Consider the following 22,195-nt stretch of genomic DNA (forward strand, 5'->3'; position numbering starts at 1 on the left):
GGGAATTGTCCGCACAGGGATGCATCGACTTACTGCAAATAATGATTCATTTCATGAATGGCAGCGTAGGCCTGAGTTCGATCGCTCCAATAGTCTAAGTCATCGAAATTAGCAACCACGTATTTAACGCCTTTGGGGATAGTACTCAATCTTTTGTAGAAGCCAACAACGTCAACTGCTGGTGATGGCAGATGAACCGAATACACATTTGCCGTCCCATCCTGCTTTGTTAAACGAAATCGAACAAGAAGCGAGACAAATTCTTTCGGTTGCTTCACTACGTACACACCATCAGGCAAATCAAGCCCATCATTAAAATGAACAACACCATGATTATCAAGAATAGTCTCGTAAGGGCTTTGAATTTGTGCCCGAATAAAATTGTATTGGGGCTGCATAATCAATCCATAGCCGAACTTATGGAATGCTAATAGGTAGGCAATCTTCAATAGATTCGTTCCCACCGCTTTGGTTTTGTCCTTCACCTCAAAATTAAATTGATTCTTTCCTTTGAAAGACTCTATAAATTTTGTCAAGTCATCATTGTTGCTCAAAGTAAACTTGATAGTGTTAGTATTGAAATCGAACTCAGTTATAGCACCAAACTTATCTTCCCCTGCTTTCAACTTCGCCCGCCAGTTGACCACCGTGGAATCTTGCCGATGAGGCACGTAAACGAGTTCCTTATCAAATTCACTAAAAAGATTGTTGCACTTATAACAAGTCAATACTTCGGTTCTACCTCCTAAGTATTGTGGGGGGACGTGCTCAATTGTCAAGTAATTTTTATCACCACTTCTTTTAATATCAGATTCCTTGAATGTATGAAAACAGATTGGACAGATGATAATGTCTTTTAATACATCACGATTATATCGTGGGTTCTCACAAAGCAATTCAATGTTCTTTCGGTAGAGTTTAAATAAATGCAGTTTACGTTTTGCCTTACCCATATATAATTTTCATGGAAGGTTTTATTTTTTTGCGAGTATTGAAATGATGATCGAACCAGGATTACCTCTTATAGAAGAGTACTTTTATGTTCGTAAACCTTCGTCAGCAAGTCTTTTGCAGGGACCTTCTTCACCTCTCCATTTATCGAAATAACCAACGATCCTCCGCTGGCTACAGTTTCCTCTACTAATTTGCGTGTTGCGTCATTCATCGCCTGCAGTATGCTGTTAAAAAACTCAGTCAATTCCGGTCTATTTGGCTCCATGCCTAATTCGTTAGATATTTCTCAATTCCTAATTTCTTCATTTGCAACCCATGGACCGGGCGCAGTCCAGGTATAGTGGGGCTTGTCGCCGGCCAAAATTAGGCCAATGACAGGCATGATGAATTTATCGATGCTCGTAACAACCTCTTCAAACGATTCAGGGATGTATTCCTGGTCTAGTTTCTTCCGAAATGCCTGCCACTGTAACTGCTTCAATGTGATGAATTCCTTTCTGAACGAACCGATCGCTGCCGGTATTTCTGTCTCACGATTTTTAAAAGTTAGTTGGATAGCATTTGCTAAGTCACCTGCGGTGAAGTCGGAAGCACGGGAGAGGAAGTAAATATCGTAAAAGTCTTTCATCCGGCTATTCGCATCACCGAGATAGACTAGTGCTTGTAGTTTTTCAGCTATAGCACTCTCCCGGCTGTAGCAAAGCAATTCCGCAGGTGGAAAGTCAAGCATGGCCGGTAACCTGTGTTTCGTCGGTGCGGGATAGACAATATCTCCAAAACCAATATCTATCTGCATGGAGATTCTTGCGTTATCCAGTTTGCCTGTAAATTTCACACGTACGCCCTGATAGTCGGCGTCCTCCGTAATTCTTTCCACTTTGACCGTCTCGGTTGAAAAGATAAACCCATCTTGTTCTATCTCCACGGCCATCACTTCCTGTACGATAGCTGTGATAGATTCTAAGTCGTTGCTAGTATCCTTGGCCAGCATGTCGATATCCCTGGTTGCACGTTGCTCGCTAACATCCCAGACGCGAAGCATCAATGCTCCTTTCAAAACGAAATGATTTGCACTTCTCGAGTTCGACCAACGATAGAGGAACCGATCCATAGCGGCATATTGCAACAACTCATCGAACGGCCGTTTGTCTTTTCGAGCCTGCTGCAATAGTCGCTCACGAACTGATGCCGCCTTGTTTTTAATAGGCTTACTACTCATACTAGAGATTGGATATACGGTCGCATAACATTTGAAACACGGCAGACATCAGCATAGTGGGTAATCATTTTCATATTCAGCTTTTTTCTTGATCGGTACAGTTTCAGTGCTTCCAGTACCACGTCCATACCTATTTGATTGCGAAATTTAAAACAATCCGCCAGTGTTTTTTCGGCACTGTATATTTTAGTCTCGATACCATCTATAATATGCAATTCGATTCCCTCGTGATAAGCGTTACCTGAAAATCGATACACGGCCAGGGGCGGATATTCAAGCTGTGGAGCTCTGGTTGATCGCTCAATAGCGATGTGTATTTTATGGGGAATTTGCGTTGTCATGTCATGAAACGACAGTGCTGAGATCAGGCAAACCACCGCGTTCGGAACTCGTGTGGCAACTATAAAAAGATCCGGGCTGGAGAGTTCACTTTCTGTAAGACGATAGACGCCGCGGGAAGAGAGTTCCAGCTTCCCTTTCTGAACGAGTGCGCTAAGGGTACGCGATTGAATGCCTGCAGCGGTTGCCGTCTTAGTTCGAATCATACCCCCATGTCGGCGGATAATCGAGAGTGCCATGTCTGCTATAGCTTCCTTCATGATTTAATATGTTATCACTTATTAACAAATGTAAACAAATTAGATCAAAATCTATTCCATTCAATCAGGAGCTCGTTGAGCCCAAATCTGTACATCGGGACACGTGCGAGCGCCAAAATCCTCCTAAATGCCCTCTAAACAAGGTTTTTCCCGATAGTCACCCGATACAGCAGCCTCAAATCCCCTACCAAACGGTTCGAGATTTTGCCAGTCCTCCCCGCCAAATCAAATGCTGCCCGAAGGGCGGCATTTTTTGTTTTAGGGCGAGCGGAGTGCCTCTCTCCAGCGAGTCCTAAAACAAAAAATGCCGGAGGAGCGAAGCGACCAGCATTTGAATTGACGCGCCCCCTAGTGAGATCACTTCAGCTAATCCCTGTCTCTCCGCATAAAAAGCCTGCAAATTTTACCAATTTGAGTAGTGGAATGGACATCGAACCCCGCGTGAAAACTTCTTTGCTACCGTATGTTAATGCCTCTTCTGGTTCTAGCCTGGGTTTAAAGCACAAGGCAATTGCCATGTATCGATAGATTCAAATGACTGATGCAATAACTAATGATTTAAGAATGAAAAGCAGAGAGTGACCAACCTTTAGTTACTCTCTGCTATATTTAACTGGTTACTTTTAAATGCTGAATCTGGCCATCGATAATATCGAAATGAAATTTTAATATAATCGGGCTTCCTGGAAAAGTGCCGGAACACTCTGCCGATAACACACTTGAAGTCCCATTAGCGGTATATTCAAGAGGTTTCATTACTGATTGGTATTTTTCATTAGATTCTTTAATCCAAAGTTCTATTTCTTTTCGTCCCTTGTGCGTTTTGCCTTCATCATAAACTACGGCTGTTTCGGAAAAACAATTTGCGTAAGTAGCGCTATCAAAGTTATTTTGTGCTTCTATTAAATCAGATACTACTTCCGGTAAGTTCATTATTTTTATTTTGAGGTTATTAAATAGTCGGTACAGTTCCGCCGTCAATGACAAAATTTGTTCCTGTTAAATAATTGGCTCTCGGTGAAACTAGAAAGCCAACGAATTCAGCAACTTCTTCCGGCTCGGCGGGCCTGCCGTAAGGTATACCACCCAATGCATCCATAACACCTTGCTGAGCTTCTGCTACAGTACTATTTGCATTTCTTGCAATCTCACCTAACCAGGCTATCGATGCCGTTGTATTAATCCATCCTGGCGAAACCGTTAGCATGCGGACACCTTTTGGCGTAACTTCATTCGATAAACTTTTACTGTAATTGATTAATCCTGCTTTTGCAGCCGCGTACGGCAAGGTTGAATCGTATAGCGGCAATATGCCCTGGATGGAAGCGATATGAATAATAACACCACTTTTCCGATCAATCATTTGCGGTAAAAATCCCCTGTCAAGCCTGACAGGAGCAAGTAAATTGGCTTGCAGGGTTGATATCCAATCCTCATCATTCAATGCTGAAAAACCACCGGCGGGTGTTGATGAAGAACCGAGGTTGTTTACCAGGATATCCAGCCTGCCATACGTTGAAAGCACTTCGCTGATTACTTTTTGTGCATCTTCTGCCTTGCTTAGATCGGCAGAAATAAAATGCAGGCTGCTGTTTACTTTTTCGGGAGCATTCCTGGCAGTGATAATGACCGTTGCACCGGCTTGTACCAGCCTTTCTGCAATTGCCTGTCCGGTTCCTTTTGTACCTCCTGTTACCAGGGCAATTTTGCCTGATAATTCGTTGTTGAAATTAAAATGTCCCATTTTTAAGAATTGTTTATAGGACAAAACTGGTGTGTAAAAGCAGTTTTCTCAAGTACGGAGTTACGACTCATATAGGGATAAATTAGTCCCCTATTGCACAAATTGTGACATACGTCTACTTTGCACTATGTATCAGCGGAAAATAATACCGAACTTGAACTGTGGGCTTGATCTGATCGGTGAAGTACTTTACGGCAAATGGAAGATACGTTTGCTTTGGTTTATTCATGAGGGACATAAAAGACCAAGTGAGTTGCAGCGTAAAATACCCGATGCTTCACGCAGGGTTTTAAATATTCAGCTAAAAGAATTGGAGGATCATGAACTTGTCTCCAAGGTTATTTACCCGGTCGTTCCGCCAAAAGTAGAATATGCACTTACCGAGTTTGGTAAAACTGTAATTCCTTTAATTTCTGCACTTGGTCAATGGGGAGATGAACACGAAGACCGTTTGCGGGATGTAATTTTAAAACAAATTGTAATTCCGGATTTGCACGACAACCTTGATAGTTAAGCTGTTTGGATATTCCGGACGTACCAAAGGGTGGAATTAACTTCGCTCTAAAACGGTGTTTGCACGTTCGCCTCAGGCGAGGATATACAACAAAATTATCCGCGTTACATGGTCTGCAACTTTTCCAGCACGTCAATAATCGCGGCGATCAGGTTTCGGTCCACGTTGCCTTCGCCGCCCTCGGAAGAAATTACGCGAAACTCACCATTATCATCCCGTTCAAATTCCAACTCCATATCATTTACCGTGATGTAAAATTTGTAAACGTAGGTAAAGGCGGCCAACCGGCCCTTTAGCAACAACTCCTCACCCTTGTAGGTTACGGGCAACTCGAAATAATCTTCCATATTCTGACTAATTGTCCAATTCTTATCCAAGAAGCTACTTTTTCACCATTTGGTAAATGAATCACTCATTTTAAACCCTATTTTTTTTTCAGGATGAAAGCATCCAGAATAAAAAGAGGGCGTCTCAAAGTTTGAGATGCCCTCTTTTTTGTTTCGGTAGTTCAAATCGACACCTCCGTATAACTCCCGGCGGGATTTCAGAATGACGCGAGCTAGGCAATTGCATGCCTCGCGATTCTCGACCAATATTAGAAATACCTCGTCTCACCTTAAGGAACGCTTTCCTAGCAATCAGCTTATCCAACCCAAGCTGATTTTCGCCAAGTGCACTTTAGCATTCGGAATAAAAGCATGGATTGTACGTTTTTTTGCTTCACGCATTCTCACATAACGAAATCAACCCGTTCCGATGATTATCATTGTGCTGCGGCACATGCCCAATGACAACCATCCAGTAAACTCATGACCTTAGTTATTGGTCAACATCAGCCCTTCGCACCATATTGATGCGAAACTTAACGACGAAACTACCTGTGACAACGCGATCTATCCACGATCTTGATCTATCACCTAAACCCGGCAAGCAGTATTGGAAGAACGGCGGGCGGGAATGGCGGGAAGAAATGATATACTTCCTGATGGTTGACCGTTTTCATGACGATCAGCTACGCACCCCCGCTAATGGAACAGGCAAGACAACGGGTTACGGGACTCCCGACGAACTCCGACGAATTTGTGGTGGAACCCTCCGAGGGATCACAAAACACCTCGATTACATCAAAGATCTCGGCTGTACTGCACTCTGGCTGAGCCCGATATTTGAAAATAACGAAGAATCTTACCACGGATACGCTATACAAGATTATACGGCGGTTGACAAGCGCTTTGGAAGCAAAGAAGATCTGGCCAATCTGGTGGATGCGGCACATGCTCTCGACATGCGCGTGTTCCTCGACATCGTACTGCACCATTCCGGAAATAATTGGGGCTACCCCGACGACCTCGATTATTACTATTACAACGGCTTGGTATTTCCATTTGGTAAATGGAGGTTCCCGGGCAAGCCCTCTCCCATAGAGCTTCGAAACCCAGATCTATATTCGAGAAAAGGGCAAATCCGAAATTTCGACAGCTTTCCCGAGACCCGTGACGGAGATTTCGCACAGTTCAAGACCTTTCGCAATGATGATTCACCAGAAGCATTGTACGTGCAGGAAGTGCTGACCAAAGTACATTGTTACTGGATTCGTGAGACGGACATCGACGGCTTTCGGCTTGATGCGGTGAAGCATATGGGTGAAAAAACGATCAGCCAGTTCTGTTCACATATCCGGGAATATGCGTATAAACTCGGAAAACGTAATTTCTTTTTGTTCGGCGAGCTTTTGGGGCCCGAAGAGATGTATAACAAATACATCGGGCCGAAAACCGCTGTCACAGTCGAAGATACGGCGCTCTATTATGGACTTAACTCGGTGCTCGACTTTCCGCTATACCATGTTCTGTCGAAGGTCATCTTGGGAAAGGCTACGCCGGAGAAACTCATTGAGCGATATGAATCGTTGCGCAAGAATGCCATGTCACGGGGTGAGTTTGGCGAGTTCCTGGTGACCTTTATTGATAATCATGACCAGGTAGGCCATGACGTAAAGGCGCGGTTCGGCCACGATGCGACCGAACAACAGATCATCGCCGGCATCGGCTTTCTGCTCTGCGCTTTAGGTACGCCCTGCATCTACTATGGCACGGAACAAGGCCTCGCCGGCTGCGGCGACGGTGACTGGGCGGTGCGCGAATCCATGTTTGACCTGCAGGACAGCCAACACAACATCCTAAACAAAAACAATCGAATTTATCAGGAGATCGCGCGCCTTGCCAATTTCCGAAAGGGTAGCGCGGTGCTAAAGTTTGGCCGCATGTATATGCGTGAATCATCAAACGACGGCAGAACATTTCATCTGCCGGTGACCAGCGACTGCATGCTGGCTTTTTCACGCATTCTTTATGACGAGGAAATACTTGTTGTTTATAATGGATCCCTTCAGCACGACGACGAGGAATACATTGGCATCGATGGGCATCTCAACCCAGAAGGCAGCGCATTTCGCTACTGCTACGGTGGCAACGGCAAGATTCACGTGCTAAAAGATGAAGATGGGAACCGTCATTTCATTAAGATAAAATTGAAACCCACGCAGTTCGTGATTCTAACAAACCAGCATACCGCCCCGGATGGATCAATTCCACGCCAACCATAAATCAGTCATCACCCCGATGACATCAATCACCAAGCGGCCTCATTCCCGTCATAGCCGTCGAAAATACACCACGTTATCTTTATCGAAAAATGCCACTGAGATGAATACTATCATAAAAACACTTCAAGATGCGCTGACCTACTTCAACAATTGCTGGAATGAGAAATTGCCATCGGAAATCGCCTTTCCCGCTTTCCGTTCATGAATTCAATAAATCGAACACCAAGATAAAATAGCATTAGCTTACGTACCATGAATGACGTCGCCCCCAGTACGGATATAAAAGCAGAAATCCAGTTTCTTCGTGGGCCACAGTCACGGTGGCAGGATCTGAAATTTACAATCAAGACGCTACTTGAGTTTATACGCGGATTCCGCGCGCTGCACTTCATCGGCCCGTGTGTTACATTCTTCGGTTCGGCCCGGTTTGAGGAAGAACATGAGTACTATAAGGTCGCGAGGGCGGCTGCGGGGGAAGTAGCGAAACTTGGATTCACTGTTCTTACCGGTGGCGGTAGGGGGCTGATGGAAGCTGCCAATCGTGGCGCCAAAGACGTCGGAGGAAGATCGGTTGGATGCAATATCGTACTGCCGCACGAACAGAAGCCAAACGCATACCTGGATAAATGGGTAGACATTCGCTATTTTTTTATACGGAAAACCTTGCTCATCAAGTATTCATTCGCTTTCATTGTATTCCCGGGTGGGTTTGGCACGCTCGATGAATTTTTCGAAGCGCTCACGCTGACGCAGACCAAAAAGATTAACCAGTTCCCGATCATTGTCTTTAACCGATCATACCACAAGCAGCTTCTCGGGCATATCGAGTTAATGAAAAAACAGAAAACGATTTCCCCGGAAGATCTCAGCTTAATTCTTGTCACCGACTCCATTGAGGAAGCTCTTGCGTTCATCCGATCTCATAGCATCGAAAGGTACGGCCTTCTCCCAGAGAAGAAGCATACTCCTGCTCCCTGGCTATTTGAGCACACCTAGTGCGGACAATACTATAAGATGCCTATGCAGGCATGCTTAAGATGACGTTAACCTGTGTGCCTTTCCCGGTGTTACTTTCGAGCGTTACTGTTCCCTCCAGCATTTCCACGTACCGTTTGATAATGTGCAACCCAAGTCCCGTCCCTTGAGCGTTCCCGGCATTTGATGCACGGTAAAAACGTTCGAATAGATGCTTTTGATCTTCCTTCGAAATACCGATGCCAGCATCGATCACTGTCAAATAAATCTTGCCATTCACCCGGGTGGAAACATAAATAGGAGAATTTTCCGGCGAGTATTTGATCGCATTCGTCACCAGATTCCTCACGATATTGGACAACATGATGCGGTCAGTCAAGACATCGTTTGAGCCCGTGTGGTCATACCCAATAGTCTGGCCGGGTTTTGCAAAAGCCTGCAAATTTCGACACAGATCCGCCAGAAATGCAGGGAGATCCATTTGCTCAAAACTCGGATGAACCCTGCCTTCGTCGATCTTGGTGATCGCAAGGAATTCGTCGAGCATCGAGGTGAGACTATTGACCGAGGAATTTATTTTAGCCAGATGACGGACCGCTCTCTCACGGCTTTCGCCGTATGAATAATTCTCCAGTAAGAACGCCGATGACCGAATAGTCGTCAACGGTGTACGAAACTCGTGTGAGGCGAGTGTTACAAAATCAGCTTTTAATCTGCTGAGCTCCAGCACAGCTTCCAGTGCCTTTTTGGTATCTTCCTCGGCCTGCTTATGACTTGAAAGGTCAAGTATGGCTGTCAGCAGACAAGGGCTATCGTACAACGGAATCACGTGCGCATGAATAGAGACGTAAATTCGGTCACCTCCACGCGGTTGGATATAGACCTCGGTTTGTTTCGCTACCCCGCCCGCTATTGCGTCTGACACGAGGTTGTTTCGTTGTTCCTGGCTTTCAAAAATCCCAAGCTCCACGGCCGTGTTACCCACCAGCGCATCCATGCTATAATTCACCGTCCCGGCAAATACACTGTTGCAATGCAGGATTTTACCCGTTTCTAGCTCGCTGATGACAATGGCGATCGGGCTTTCATAGAAGACTTTCTCGAACAAAACATTACTACGTCTGAGTTCCTCCTGCATGCGAATCCGCTTATTGAAATTGTACCGAATAGCAAAGAAAGCGGACAATAACAACACCGTTATACTGCACAGCAGCAGAGCAAGTGTATTTTTAAATCCAGCGGCACTTTTTTGAGTTCGGATAACTCGCTGTCGTAAAAGGATTTCCTCGGTTGCTTTGATAGAATTTAATTGCCGTGATACCACTTCGTGATAAGCACTCCAGCCGCTATCTGTTCCGATGACCGCAGAGTAGTCCGAGGCGATCCATTGCCGCAGGATTGCCTCCAACGAATCAATTCGTCGATTCTGATCGCTGTTATCACTCGTTAACGCCCGCAGACTATCAGTTGCAGCGAACAATATTTTTGTGGCCTCCAGACGCTTGCGGGATTTTTCGATTTCCCCCGCCTGAAGCTGGATGTTTTTGCAGGTGATCGATATCGCATCCACTTTTTCGACGACCCGATGGGAATGATCCACCCAGTGCACGGCATCGAGCGTCTTCAGGTTTCCGTCATAACAAACTGCGCCGAGGATTGCAATGGCAACGACCAATAATATAAGTAAAGAACCCAGTATGACTTTGAACGAGATCATAAATCCAGACGCATAAACATCCAATTAACTACTTTCTTTTCGCATGCCAATGTTTCGTAATCCATGCCCAGGCACACAAACCGTTCCTGACCACACACGATATCGCGGTTGAGCTCATCATCAAAGTACCCGCGACCAGCACCGATATCGAAGAACTGAAACTTCCCGCGGCGTCTCGGTTGATGTACCTGGAAATATAGGTTCAAATAGCGCCGATCAGATTTCATGATACAGTTGATTAATACGCTTTGCTGTCCGTTTCCAGGTAAGTGTTTTAATTTCGTGCTGGCCATTCAGCTTCAATGCCGCGGACAGCCCTTTATGCCGGAAGACGCTGATGATGGCATTCGCCAATGCATCCGTGTCCCAGAAGTCGACCTTGATCACGTGGTCCATCACCTCGGCTACTCCGGATTGATTCGAAACAATAACGGGCACGCCAGCCTGGACAGCCTCCAGCGGTGTAATTCCGAATGGTTCTGACACTGAAGGCATAACATATACATCGGTAACGGACCAAACCTGATGAATTTGTTCACCTTCCAGAAAACCGGTAAAATGTAAGCGTGAGGATATCTGCGACCGCGCCGCCCGCTCGATGATTGAAGTAAGTAGGTCGCCCGAACCTGCCATGATAAAATGCGTATCCGGGAAATAATCCAATACCTTCCGGGCTGCATCAACAAAATACTGTGGTCCCTTTTGGTGTGTTACTCGTCCAAGAAATGTTACGACATAATCGCCGATGCGAGGAATGAACGGGAAGTCGGCGTCTGCTGCAGGCGCTACTCCATTGTGAACGACGTGGACTTTGTTCGCCGCTATACCATACTTTTGTGTTATGATGTTTTTTGTCCAATGGCTGACCGCAATGACGACGTCTGCTGCGAGCATGCCGCGTTGTTCAATCGCAAAAATGCGTTCATCGAGGTGATCCTTGCCTGCCCGATCGACTTCCGTTGCGTGAACATGCACGATGAGCGGCCTGCCACTCACCGTTTTCGCTTCCATGCCTGCCAAAAAGGTGAGCCAGTCGTGGGCGTGAATGACGTCAAAGGAATATTGCCGGGCAATCTCGGCAGCCACAACAGCATAGCGCTGGATTTCTTCCAGCAGTGCAGGGCCATAGCCGCCACGGAATGCATAGTGTACGCGTCGCCCGTTATTCCCGCGGCGATCCTCTTCGGATAGATATCGCCAGTTCCACGCCTCCAGTGAGTGGAATGGCTCATGCTGCGAGTACGGCGTGATGGATGCAGGAATCGCGATCAACCGGCTGCCCGAGAGATGCTCCTCACGAGAAGATCGAACGAACGGGTCCTGCCCGCCTACAGGTATCTGGGATGCGTCAATAAGAGTGATCGGCTCGTCTCCTTGAGCTCGCGGTACAACGAAAAAGAGTTTAATGTCTTGCTCCATCAACGCCGTAGCCAGGCCCAGGCATGCCGTACCAAGACCACCCGATATGTGCGGCGGAAATTCCCAACCAAACATCAAAACTGTCATAACGTTGTCGATTTAAACAATAGTTAACTTTCTATTACCTACTACCAGAATTGCTGTGTTTATCCGGTGTGAATTCTGATCCTTGCTCAAAAAGTAGTCAATCTCGTGTGAGCGCGAAGTTTATTCCAAAGAACGGCCCGAAGCGCAGCCAGTACAGTGACAGACGTCATCGGATTAGAAAACTTTCTGCAAGAGACAAAATATAACGTGACCAATATCTTCGGAGACTGCGCCTGACATAATTGGTAAACGACGCGAAAATGCACAGGTTCCGTCAGGCCGGATTATTTCGATTAAGCATTCTCGCAATGCTGCTCATTAATCCCTTACTCAAAATGGGATTCGGCTACTTTATTTAGGTCCGGCGTGTGATAGATCAACACTTTGTAGGTTGTCAGTCAACTGGCCTCTAACGGTTATTTGTAATCGAAGTTCGCTTCGGCGATTTGTTACACACGCCCGAAAGGGTCTGTCACACCTTTTTAATCCCAGTGTGACAGAACACGTAGTAAACCACATTCAGAGCCCTATTTGGACATACCATTTAAAAACCTAACGTTATTGCTTCTTGAATCTTTGACGAGCAGCGATTTACAAACGCGCTTCCTCGGCGCGCGGTGTTTCCGATCCCCGAAGCTTTCCTTGATCCTTTGAATCCGTCAGGCGCTCTACCGAATGCTTCAGAGCATGCGTGCAGGCTGTCACTGCCTCTTCAAACGTAGCACACTGCTTCTTAGCAAACAGGTTATGCCCCAGAATGATCACTGTCAACTCACAGATTTTATTCTCGCCTGTATCGGATTTGTCTATTTTAAGTATTACGCGTGCTTGCATAATTTCAGCATCCAGGGTAGCGAGTTTTGAAACATGCGACTCGATATAGTCCGTCAATTTTGACTGTGCCTTGAAGCCCGGGGTTAGAATGGTAATTTTCATATTAGATTGTTTGGTTGAATATTTTATGTAGGCCATAAGAGGCAAAGGGCGAAAGTACTCCGACCCTTCACCACATTAAAACCAAAAAAAGATCGAAAACCAGTGACGGCAACCCACCATTTTTTTTGCTGCTAAATTCATAAATCCTCCTTGTTTTAAGTGTAGTCAAAACTAGCGCGCCAAAGGAGGGCCAGCGATGACCGCCATCAGAAAACTTCAGGATTATTGTCGCACGTTTCAGCAGGAGGCAAATGATTAATATCATTCAACAAAGTTGCGCGCAGGCAAGACCACCCGCTCCTGTCGTCTTTTAAACGCACGCTGAAAGAGTTGATGTTAATACTGCTCATCGTGGCCGCGGTGGTGCCTATCTTTGATATACAGCAGACAGGCTCGCGCACAAATGACGATTGTCACAGGGTCCCATGATGGCTCTCATGGGATAATATGCCGGTCAGGTGTTCTTTTGATAGTAATACAGAACATATGATCACAAATGTTAAAGAAGCGATCGCGCTGGTAATTGTCACAGCCACCGTACTTATCTTCGACATCCTATACATGGCTGTTCTGCTATGCAATCCCTAATATATGAAAACAATAGACCTCAACCTCCAGGACCCTGGCGCTGATCAGCCGAACGAGATACCTCAGCCAGGTAAAGAGCCGGAAACCGTTCCGGCTCGCGAGCCAACGCCCCCCGGCTGGCCTCGCACCGATCCCGAGATACGCCCCGGCCAGGAGCCGCTGACGGTTCCACCGAACGCCCCTAGCGAAATCCCGGTCCTACCCCACACTGATGCCGGCCCGTGGGTGGACATTACCGTACGGCAACACAAAGCGATACGATACCGCTATAAAAAATGCCTCAACGAAATCCTCCAATACTTCTATGCCGAGGATCAAACATCCCCCACCGTCGTGCATGACCTGCGCGTTAACCTGAAGCGTGTACAGGCAATGATCGATGTGCAGCGCTTCGGAAATAAAAAGCTTCCTTCCCGAAAAATCAAGGCCTTGACAGCACTGTTTACGATGGCCGGAAAACTGCGATCCGCGCAAATTGAATTCGATCTGATCAGTCAGCATTACAATCGCGCGGAGTTTAGTTCATCCTACTTGCGTCAACTTCACGAAAATAAGGTACGCTTGCTGGAGGATTACCGGAAATACTTGCGGGCAGCCCCATCACGGCAGCTCGAAAAAGCGATCAAAACATTAAAACAACATGTCCGGGATTTATCCCACAAGCAACTTCGCAACTACTTTGACGCCGCGCAAAAACGCGTTGCACACCGGCTGAGGCGCAGTGTCTTCCGGGAGCAGGAGTTGCACCTGATAAGAAAAGATTTAAAACGATACTACCTGAACTTGCGCCAGGCCAATAATCAAAACATACCACTAAAAAACTTCCTCGAGCTTCTCGGTATGTGGCATGACAGCCAGCGTGCATTCGACAATCTCGTCAAAGCCGTTTACACCGGCGAGTTCACCGCGTTCGAGCGTGAGCCTATTGAAAAAAATTAAAGAAATGCTGCTGGTGGAAAAAGGTCAATTATATGATCGGATTGCTTCCTTTTACGCGGAAGAGCTCTTACCCAGACAACGAACAAAAAAGAAGGCTGCGTTATGAAAAAAATCTTATGCCCCACCGATTTTTCAGAAGCATCGAACAACGCCATTGCATACGCTGGAAAGCTGGCGCAGAGACTTCAGGGCACAGTAACGCTATTGCATGTGCAATCCGTTTATGATCTGTCACCGACAGAAATAATCCGCGACGCGGAAACGGCAACCATCGCCATGTTGCCTGTGTTAGAAGCACAGTCAGAAGAAGTAACGCGTGCGTTTAAGGTCCCCTGTTATGTGATTACGGAGACTACATCCCGAAAGCTCAGCACCGTCATCCGTGACAATGCCCAGGAATTCGATCTCGTCGTCATGGGCTCAAACGGCCCGGATGACGTTTACCAGCTGTTTTTCGGCACCAATACGTACAATGCTATCACAAAAAGCAATACACCGGTGATCGTTGTTCCCGCGGGTTGTGTTTACCACGACCTGAAGTCAATAGTCTATGCCTTTGACTACTTGCGAAACCGAGCACTGCCCCGAACGCAACTGCTGCCACTGCTGCAGAAGTTTTCCACCAAATTGACGGTGTTGCAGGTGATGGAAGTCGCTTACAGCCAGGATGCGGAAGACGACCTCTCTGAGCTGCAATATATACTCAGTACCTACCAACCTCCGGAACTCCACGTCGAGTACGATACCCTTCATGCCTCCGACATTTCCGCCAGCATCAATGAATATGTTCTAAAAATGCAACCAGACGCTCTGGCACTCTGTTCAGAACATCATGGCCTGATCACGCAGGTTTTCCACAAGAGCGTCATCAAGAACCTCACCGCCATTTGTAGTTACCCTATTATCGTTTTTCAACACTGACACTCCGAAAGTAATTAGACTTCCCTTGCGCCTGATGCGCCGTCCGAGCCCATTACGATCAGATCGATTCCTTCCTCTTCGCACCGCGATGCCCTACAACGAATCAACGAATCAGCCTATCAACTCACCGTCAACACAATTTTTCCCTTTGCGTGTCCGGCTTCCAGGTAGTCCATTGCCTCCTGAATTTCATGGATTGAATAGCGCTTATCGATCACTGGTTTCAATTTGCCGGCTTCTACTTGCTCCTTAAGGTATATCAGGTCTGCTTGCGTTGTTTTGAAAACCAATTGGAAAAACGTTCTTCCATTTTTTTCCGAATAAAATGAACCCAGCAGCATCGGCTCAAAGATTTGTCTGTTCGATCCGCCAACACCCACATACTTCCCTTTCGAAGTAAGGGCACGTTTGTAATCGGACAAAGACAAATTACCATTTGCGCCAATAATCAAATCATACTTCTTTCCATTGCGCGTAAAATTCTTCTTCGTGTAATCAATCACGTGGTCTGCTCCAAGCATCTTCGCCTGGTCTGTTTTAGCGGTGCTGCAAACTGCGGTGACCTCTGCGCCTTCGTTCTTCGCAAGTTGAATCAAGTAAACACCGACACCACCGGAAGCTCCGTTAATCGCAACCATTTGTCCCGCCTTTACCTCGCCCTTGTTTCGCAAAGCATGCAACGCTGTTGCTGCTGCAAGAGGAACGGAGGCGGCTTCTTCGAAAGACAATACGGAGGGTTTACGCGCCACCATTTTCTCAGGCGCGCAAACATATTCTGCAAACGCTCCGAAGTTGTGGGCGGCAAGATCCCCAAACACTTCATCGCCCTCGCGAAATTGTGTTACATTTTTTCCAACCGCTTCTACAATTCCTGCCACGTCCGCTCCGAGAATGCTGTACTTGGGTTTTGTCAGGCCTAGCACCACACGATAAAATCTTGGCTCACCTCGCATGATGTGCCAGTCGGCAGCATTGAGGGATGTTGCTTTCACCCTGATCAATACTTCATCATCAGAAGGAAGCGGTTTTGAAATTTCATCAACGGTGAGCACCTCGGGCCCGCCATATCGACTAACAGTAATCGCTTTCATTTTTTAGATGGGTTTAGATTGCACTTGAATAGACGTTTTTTGATTCGGCTTTGACCCCTTTGATCAGGAGATAAAACAGAAATGTAAATTCAGCGATGGTTGTTACTAGCGTTGCATAGGAAAACACATCCGCATACGAGGGTGCTACGATATTTACGATGAATATCAGCACATACCCAAAACTTCCAACCATGAGCATTATGCCGAGAATCCCTGGAAATAAGTCGGACTTGTAAACGCAATAGCCCAACGGCAATAGCCACAATCCCCAAAAAACCTCGACCACCTGTATTCCCGTATTCCGAAGCTTGAAGAATATCATCGACAGTGCATTTAGCTGATCCATTGTGAAAGCCTTTAGGAAGGCATCATCGCCAAGCATAATAAATGGAGCCAGCTCAAAAACTCCATAGACAAATGCAATGGGCACCGCAACAAGCACGAACGCGAGCATCGCTAAGGCGTGAAGAGGGTTCACAGGTTTCAAGAGCCTGTACAACAAAACACCAACCATTACAAAACTCACCTGGCCGACCAGACCACTAATCACTCCCAGTCGGAAAAGCGTTGGGTGAGTTGAAATATTCTGCATCGTGGCGGCTACGTCATCTGCCACGATGATTTGCGAGGGAACGTACATGATTCCGAACATTCCTGTGATTGCGAGCGCCAGATACATGATCCCGGCGGCCCGCGCTGTTCTTTTACTTGATTCCATAGTCAGAATGGTTTAAGATTTTCAATTTATCAGATTGGTCAATCTGCCTTTTGCTTTGCAGCTTCCGCTAACTCCGGTGTAAGTCGTTGTCCTCTCCCACTGATTGCCGATACATTGAAGAATCCCGCAGCAATTGTTTTCGAGTCTTTGTTTACGTTCAAAATGTTGGTAGTCGCATTGGCAAGAGGCATTGAAAACAGTTCTGCAAATCCCCCGGGTCTTGTGATCTGAAAATAAACGCCGAACAAGAATTCATAAGCCATCGGATCGATAGAATGGATCTCAACATATACGGAGTCACCTGGTACATACGGAGGAAGCATTTGGTCCTTCTCCTCGGGATTTTCGTCAAGCGGATTTATGAAGTCTTTGCGGATAGGAATAATGAATTGCTGACCATCCACGGATTGCCCCGGTGTAAAACTCGCATCATAGGTCATATTCAATTCACCAGGCTTATTGAGATAGTGGCCGTTCTTCCATGCTTTAATCCAATACGTGTCACCGACGCCTGCAGGCTCCAGAGCTTTAAATTCTGCGGCAAAGTAATCCTGATTTACAAGAAAGTCCTTTTTATTAAATGTGAATTCAATGGAGTCAATTGAAGGAACTCGCCCGAGACGAGAAAATGCCTCAAACGTTTCACCATCAACCGAAACCGTCAACCTATACTGATGCCCAATGACACCGAACGGAGTGGACGTAGGTTCCCAATAATACGCATCGTCTCCTTCTTCAAAAGTAAAGACCTCGCCACTCGCCAGATCGTGGACAACCACTTCAGCATTATTGATTTTCTTCGGAGTGCTATTGTCAAAATAAGGCTGAGATCGCGTAACCGAAATAGTCTGTCGTTCCATTTTCTGATTGAGCCATGCGTCAACTACAACTATTTTTTCAGCCTGCTCAAGTTCCGGATGAATGGTGGTTTCGCAGCTTAGAAAGGTGAATGCCAGCGTTATAAAATATATGTATCGCATAAAACTAAAATTTAAAGTTGTAAGTAATGGCTGGCACCAGTGTGCCGATCATTGAGAGTTGCTTTGCGGATGTTTTTGCCGGAGCATCGTCTGGCTGACGATCTGCACCCTGTGAAAAGTATATGCTGAATGGATTCTGACGCGCATAAACATTATAGATCGATACTACAAGATTGTCTTCTCCCCTGCGTCCTTTTCTTCCACGCCAGATGTTATCGAACGTCACAGCCACGTCAAGGCGATGGTAATCCGGAATTCTATAGTTATTGCGAGCGCTTCCACTGATGTACGGAATCACATATCCTTGAACTACAATTCGATCGGTCGGGAATGTTGTTGGTGTACCGGAGATATAGCTGAAGTTTGCGGATAGCGTTACATTCTTTTTAAGATCATAAAACGAGGCGACTTTAAAGTTGTGTCGCTGATCGAAACGCGCAGCGTACCAATTACCTTCGCGTTTAAGATGATCCTTCCCATAGTTAATTCCATCAACTTTTAACTCCGATTTACCAAGTGTATAGCTGATCCATCCGGTAAGCCTGCCAGAATTCTTCTTCGCGTAAAGTTCAAGGCCGTAAGCACGACCGATTCCACTCAACAACTGCGACTCCAGAAACTGATTGATGAAAAGATCTGCACCATCAATGTAGTCGACCTGGTTCTTACTTGTCTTGTAATAGACTTCCGCAGAAGTTTCATATTGATTGTTTTTTAGATTGCGGAAATACCCTAACGCTACCTGATCTGCGAGTTGTGGTTCTATGTTGTTGGAAGACGGTTGCCAGATGTCAATGGGAGTCGTGGCGGTTGTGTTGGAAATCAAGTGGATGTATTGCACCATCCGATTGTAACTTCCTTTGATGGAAGAAGTCTTTGATAACTGATACCGAAATGAGAACCGTGGCTCAGGGTTCTGAAAACCCGCAATTTGTTCCCAGTCTCCTTTTTCAGAAATATTACGCAATGGCTTTTTAATTCCGGGAATCGTATCCCCATATTGAAAGACCGAACCACCCAGATACCGGAAGTTGCTAAAGCGGAAACCATACTGAAGGGTGAGCTTATCTGTGAGCCTGTGATTGTCGCTAATGAACAATGAAGCTTCCACTGCTTTTCGATGATCGAGACTGATGTCGGTTGTTACGCCTTCACTAACGGATACTGCATTCGCAGGACGGAAATCATACACAATCGCTTCACCACCAAATGAGATTTCGTGGCTGGTATTTGGAAACCAGGTGAATTCAGGTTTGAAATTATAGGTTCTGATATCGGACTTCCAATCATATTTGTCGAGTTCGTTTTCGCCGATTTGAAATCCATAGTCGTAGTTGCTGCGGAACAACGTGAGGTTTGAAAACAATTTGCTTCCGTAAAGATGATTCCAGCGAAATGTTGCCGTGCGGTTTCCCCAATTGAATCCCTGGAATTTATCAAACTTGAAAACATCTCTTCCAAAATATCCAGAAACGAAGATCCTGTTACGTTCATTGATATTAAAATTCGTCTTTGCCGTGATGTCGTAGAAAAATAGTTTTGCGTCATCGGGTATTGCGTCTGTAACGGCCCTGGCGATTACGTCAGCATACGACCTTCTTGCGGCCAGAATAAAAGATGACTTGTTTTTCTTGATGGGGCCTTCCACCGACAGTCTGCTGAAAATTGTTCCGAGGCCCCCCTTTACATCGTACTCTTTGTTGTTTCCTTCCTTCATTCGGATGTCGAGCAAAGACGAAATCCTTCCGCCATATTGTGCGGGTATTCCACCCTTGTAAAGTTTGACGTCTTTCACTGCATCCGGATTGAAAACCGAAAAGAATCCGAAAAGGTGGGATGATTGATAGACAGGAGCCTCATCGAGTAAAACAAGATTTTGTCCCACGCTCCCACCCCGGACATTGAATCCGGAAGCACCCTCACCAACCGTGCTCACCCCCGGGAGAAGCTGAATACTTTTGATGAGGTCAACTTCGCCAGCAAACGCAGGCAGTTTTTCGAGCGCCCGTACATCCAATGTGGCTGTGCTCATCTCAATGCTCTGAACATTCTCATCAACCGCTTTGCCGGTCACTTCAATTGCCTGAAGCATTTCTTCGGAAGAAAATAATTCAAGGTCGAGCCGTACATCACGATTGAGGTCAACTTCTTTGACTTGATCGTTGTATCCGACATAGTCGATCGCCAAATGGTAAGTGCCCTTCGGCAGTGTGATCGAGTAAAATCCATACACATTCGACGTCGTTCCTGTTGATGCTTCCGTTACAAAGATCGAAGTGCCAATCAGCACTTCGCCATTTCCTGCGTCTTTAACATAGCCACTCACCGTAAATTGGTTCTGACCAAAGCAAGTGATAGCGGCCAGGTAGCAAAACGCTACCGGTATTAATCGTTTCATAAATTTCTTTTTAGCTTTTGGGTTTACATCACGATGTGCGGTCAGGGATTATTGGTCCATTCCACCAGGGCGTCCCCCGTTCGAAAGGTCAAAAATCGAATCGTGTTATCTTTTCCTCTTAATTTGCAGCCCTTTTCAATGCTGACAGTCAATGAATCGGATTGAAAATTCCGTATGGTAATTTCACTGCCCCTGCGCCCCCATACCGATCGCAAAAGAGGCATCGTGATTCTCACTTTAATGACCGGATTAGTCACTAACGAATCGGCATCAGGTTCAGAAAAATACAGCGTACCGTCTACTTCTTTCACTAGCGGGAAAACGTGAGTAGAGTCTTTCACAGCAATCTCTACCGAATACTCCAGGCCGGAAACTACCTCTGCGTGGTAGTTCGCAGAAAAGTCAAGTCGCTGAAATTCATCAACGGCTATGGTTTTGAAATTCCAGTCCTTGTCTTTCACGAAGAGCAGCTGAATGTCATCACGTACGATGATCATTATGACGACGATCAGAATCGTGATCATCGCCACGGCAACAAGTATTATCTTTTGACTCGTTTTCATGTCCTTTTTTTGAGTTGCTGTTTATGAGAAGCGTTACCTGGCGCTTCTCATAAACAGGTCTTTCATACATTAATCAGCAGAATCCTTTTGGTTTTTCGTGTTTTCCCGTGACTTATACTCCTGATAATACACGCGCATGTCGTCAAGAGAAAGGTTCAATAAATGCATCGTTTTGAAAAAACGGGGCACCTCCGTGTACACAAAATTCTCTTTGAGCAATGCAATTGTTTTTTCCATACCATCTTCTGCCACAAAATATCCAACCCCCCTTTTGTTGAAGATGATTCCTTTTTCCTGCAAGAAAATATAGGTTTTCACAACGGTATTGGGATTGACTTCAATTTCAACAGCCAGATCGCGCACGGATGGAATTCGATCGAGCGCTTTCCACTTTCCGAGCAAAATATTCTCGCAGAACGTGTCAGCAATCTGTAGGTAAATAGCCTGGTCTCCTCGAAATTCCATGCTATACCTCTTTTTCTTTTAACCCCAGGTATGTTACAATCCAGCACAACGGTGCAAGTGTCCACCAGAATAGAAATTTAACAATTTGCCAACCGGTGTGGGCTTCGATCGAATCCAGTATTTCACAGTGTCCTGCTGTGCACTCGTGATCCACGAGAAAAGAATCTCGCATAAGAAAATAGGAGACAATACCGATGATCAGAGTGAACAATACCAACACAAATATTGTCTTGGCAAAAACATAACCTTTGAAATGCGCAGCCGCCACGAGGAAAATTCCCTGCAGCACGAAGTAGTATTGGATGACCGTCACTGAATATTCCCCGAAAGGCTCAAAGGGCTGGAAAGTAATAGGGCCAAACAGCAACGCGGCAATCGGATTCACGATTACAGTATAGAGCCAAAAAACAAGCGTATAAAGCATAACCCAACCCACCGAAGTGAGGAGCCACATGCTTAGAAATTTTTCAAAGGTCGATGCCGGGAGAGTGAGGTAGTTTGAGCGTCTTAAGGAGCTCGACAAATCCATAAATGCAAGACTACTTAATATGAAACCACCGATCATCATCGAAGCAGCATAGTTCTCATGGTGATCGTACACCAGGCGAATATCACTGACGATGATATCAAGCAATAATCCAAACAGAATAAGCATTCCCAACGTAATCACCAGCATCATTCCGATAGCTCTTCGACTGCGGAATAGTTCCAGCTTCAGCAACAACCAGAATCGCGAGGCCACAAAATAATTCTTCAATTCCAT

At 45.9% G+C, this 22,195-nt stretch carries 23 protein-coding genes; 6 read left to right on the plus strand and 17 right to left on the minus strand.

The window, feature by feature from the left end:
* Positions 1-29 precede the first annotated feature (29 nt).
* From K7P01_RS26760 to K7P01_RS26780, 5 genes are all read right to left on the minus strand, one after another.
* Positions 30-953, minus strand: a complete 924-nt coding sequence (locus tag K7P01_RS26760) for an HNH endonuclease (RefSeq protein WP_267297666.1) — start codon at positions 951-953, stop codon at positions 30-32.
* A gap of 287 nt (positions 954-1,240) precedes the next feature.
* Entirely contained in the window at positions 1,241-2,173 is a 933-nt protein-coding gene (locus K7P01_RS26765; protein WP_267297667.1) for a nucleotidyl transferase AbiEii/AbiGii toxin family protein, read from the minus strand.
* Positions 2,170-2,772: a type IV toxin-antitoxin system AbiEi family antitoxin domain-containing protein gene (locus K7P01_RS26770; RefSeq protein WP_267297668.1), complete on the minus strand. Its 603-nt coding sequence runs from the start codon at positions 2,770-2,772 to the stop codon at positions 2,170-2,172. Before K7P01_RS26770 ends, K7P01_RS26765 begins: the two co-directional genes overlap by 4 nt.
* A 609-nt stretch (positions 2,773-3,381) precedes the next feature.
* Positions 3,382-3,705, minus strand: a complete 324-nt coding sequence (locus tag K7P01_RS26775; protein ID WP_267297669.1) for a nuclear transport factor 2 family protein — start codon at positions 3,703-3,705, stop codon at positions 3,382-3,384.
* A gap of 19 nt (positions 3,706-3,724) precedes the next feature.
* Positions 3,725-4,516, minus strand: coding sequence for an SDR family oxidoreductase (locus K7P01_RS26780; protein WP_267297670.1), 792 nt, complete (start codon positions 4,514-4,516; stop codon positions 3,725-3,727).
* Between the two features lie 127 nt (positions 4,517-4,643).
* Between K7P01_RS26780 and K7P01_RS26785 the strand changes: the two genes are divergently transcribed.
* The gene (locus tag K7P01_RS26785; RefSeq protein ID WP_267297671.1) at positions 4,644-5,030 is read left to right on the plus strand and encodes a winged helix-turn-helix transcriptional regulator; all 387 of its coding nucleotides are present in this window, start codon (positions 4,644-4,646) and stop codon (positions 5,028-5,030) included.
* A gap of 104 nt (positions 5,031-5,134) precedes the next feature.
* On the opposite strand, the gene K7P01_RS26790 is transcribed toward K7P01_RS26785, so the two are convergent.
* Complete coding sequence (locus K7P01_RS26790) at positions 5,135-5,377, minus strand: hypothetical protein (RefSeq protein ID WP_267297672.1); 243 nt, start codon at positions 5,375-5,377, stop codon at positions 5,135-5,137.
* A 533-nt stretch (positions 5,378-5,910) separates the two neighbouring features.
* Here K7P01_RS26790 and K7P01_RS26795 point away from each other — a divergent pair.
* Both K7P01_RS26795 and K7P01_RS26800 read left to right on the plus strand, forming a co-directional pair.
* Positions 5,911-7,635, plus strand: a complete 1,725-nt coding sequence (locus tag K7P01_RS26795; RefSeq protein ID WP_267297673.1) for an alpha-amylase family glycosyl hydrolase — start codon at positions 5,911-5,913, stop codon at positions 7,633-7,635.
* Positions 7,636-7,887: 252 nt separating this feature from the next.
* Complete coding sequence (locus K7P01_RS26800) at positions 7,888-8,631, plus strand: LOG family protein (protein ID WP_267297674.1); 744 nt, start codon at positions 7,888-7,890, stop codon at positions 8,629-8,631.
* A gap of 22 nt (positions 8,632-8,653) precedes the next feature.
* Here K7P01_RS26800 and K7P01_RS26805 read toward each other — a convergent pair whose 3' ends face one another.
* The 4 genes from K7P01_RS26805 to K7P01_RS26820 form a co-directional block, all read right to left on the minus strand.
* Positions 8,654-10,327 carry an ATP-binding protein gene (locus K7P01_RS26805; RefSeq protein ID WP_267297675.1) on the minus strand — a complete coding sequence of 558 codons (1,674 nt, stop codon included), beginning with the start codon at positions 10,325-10,327 and terminating at the stop codon, positions 8,654-8,656.
* Positions 10,324-10,554: a hypothetical protein gene (locus tag K7P01_RS26810; RefSeq protein ID WP_267297676.1), complete on the minus strand. Its 231-nt coding sequence runs from the start codon at positions 10,552-10,554 to the stop codon at positions 10,324-10,326. Before K7P01_RS26810 ends, K7P01_RS26805 begins: the two co-directional genes overlap by 4 nt.
* The gene (locus K7P01_RS26815; RefSeq protein ID WP_267297677.1) at positions 10,544-11,833 is read right to left on the minus strand and encodes a glycosyltransferase family 4 protein; all 1,290 of its coding nucleotides are present in this window, start codon (positions 11,831-11,833) and stop codon (positions 10,544-10,546) included. Before K7P01_RS26815 ends, K7P01_RS26810 begins: the two co-directional genes overlap by 11 nt.
* 591 nt (positions 11,834-12,424) lie before the next feature.
* The gene (locus K7P01_RS26820) at positions 12,425-12,769 is read right to left on the minus strand and encodes an HPF/RaiA family ribosome-associated protein (protein ID WP_267297678.1); all 345 of its coding nucleotides are present in this window, start codon (positions 12,767-12,769) and stop codon (positions 12,425-12,427) included.
* Positions 12,770-13,027: 258 nt separating this feature from the next.
* Between K7P01_RS26820 and K7P01_RS32200 the strand changes: the two genes are divergently transcribed.
* The 3 genes from K7P01_RS32200 (at position 13,028) to K7P01_RS26830 (ending at position 15,217) form a co-directional block, all read left to right on the plus strand.
* Positions 13,028-13,198, plus strand: coding sequence for a cation-transporting P-type ATPase (locus tag K7P01_RS32200; RefSeq protein ID WP_397311146.1), 171 nt, complete (start codon positions 13,028-13,030; stop codon positions 13,196-13,198).
* 162 nt (positions 13,199-13,360) lie between these two features.
* Positions 13,361-14,296, plus strand: coding sequence for a CHAD domain-containing protein (locus tag K7P01_RS26825; protein ID WP_267297679.1), 936 nt, complete (start codon positions 13,361-13,363; stop codon positions 14,294-14,296).
* A gap of 102 nt (positions 14,297-14,398) precedes the next feature.
* Positions 14,399-15,217 (plus strand): universal stress protein, encoded by an 819-nt coding sequence (locus K7P01_RS26830; RefSeq protein WP_267297680.1) that lies wholly within the window; start codon positions 14,399-14,401, stop codon positions 15,215-15,217.
* Positions 15,218-15,336: 119 nt separating this feature from the next.
* On the opposite strand, the gene K7P01_RS26835 is transcribed toward K7P01_RS26830, so the two are convergent.
* The 7 genes from K7P01_RS26835 to K7P01_RS26865 form a co-directional block, all read right to left on the minus strand.
* Positions 15,337-16,308 carry an NAD(P)-dependent alcohol dehydrogenase gene (locus K7P01_RS26835; protein WP_267297681.1) on the minus strand — a complete coding sequence of 324 codons (972 nt, stop codon included), beginning with the start codon at positions 16,306-16,308 and terminating at the stop codon, positions 15,337-15,339.
* Positions 16,309-16,321: 13 nt separating this feature from the next.
* The gene (locus tag K7P01_RS26840; protein WP_267297682.1) at positions 16,322-17,026 is read right to left on the minus strand and encodes a DUF4386 domain-containing protein; all 705 of its coding nucleotides are present in this window, start codon (positions 17,024-17,026) and stop codon (positions 16,322-16,324) included.
* Positions 17,027-17,064: 38 nt separating this feature from the next.
* Positions 17,065-18,006 (minus strand): DUF4249 domain-containing protein, encoded by a 942-nt coding sequence (locus K7P01_RS26845; protein WP_267297683.1) that lies wholly within the window; start codon positions 18,004-18,006, stop codon positions 17,065-17,067.
* A 4-nt stretch (positions 18,007-18,010) separates the two neighbouring features.
* Positions 18,011-20,404, minus strand: coding sequence for a TonB-dependent receptor (locus K7P01_RS26850; protein ID WP_267297684.1), 2,394 nt, complete (start codon positions 20,402-20,404; stop codon positions 18,011-18,013).
* A 41-nt stretch (positions 20,405-20,445) separates the two neighbouring features.
* Positions 20,446-20,967, minus strand: a complete 522-nt coding sequence (locus K7P01_RS26855) for a GIN domain-containing protein (RefSeq protein ID WP_267297685.1) — start codon at positions 20,965-20,967, stop codon at positions 20,446-20,448.
* 69 nt (positions 20,968-21,036) lie between these two features.
* A complete protein-coding gene (locus K7P01_RS26860; RefSeq protein ID WP_267297686.1) occupies positions 21,037-21,432 on the minus strand; it encodes a GntR family transcriptional regulator in 396 nt (131 codons plus the stop codon).
* Between the two features lies 1 nt (position 21,433).
* Positions 21,434-22,195 carry a hypothetical protein gene (locus K7P01_RS26865; RefSeq protein ID WP_267297687.1) on the minus strand — a complete coding sequence of 254 codons (762 nt, stop codon included), beginning with the start codon at positions 22,193-22,195 and terminating at the stop codon, positions 21,434-21,436.

Source organism: Parachryseolinea silvisoli, assembly GCF_021190955.1.
Taxonomy (GTDB): domain Bacteria; phylum Bacteroidota; class Bacteroidia; order Cytophagales; family Cyclobacteriaceae; genus Ohtaekwangia; species Ohtaekwangia silvisoli.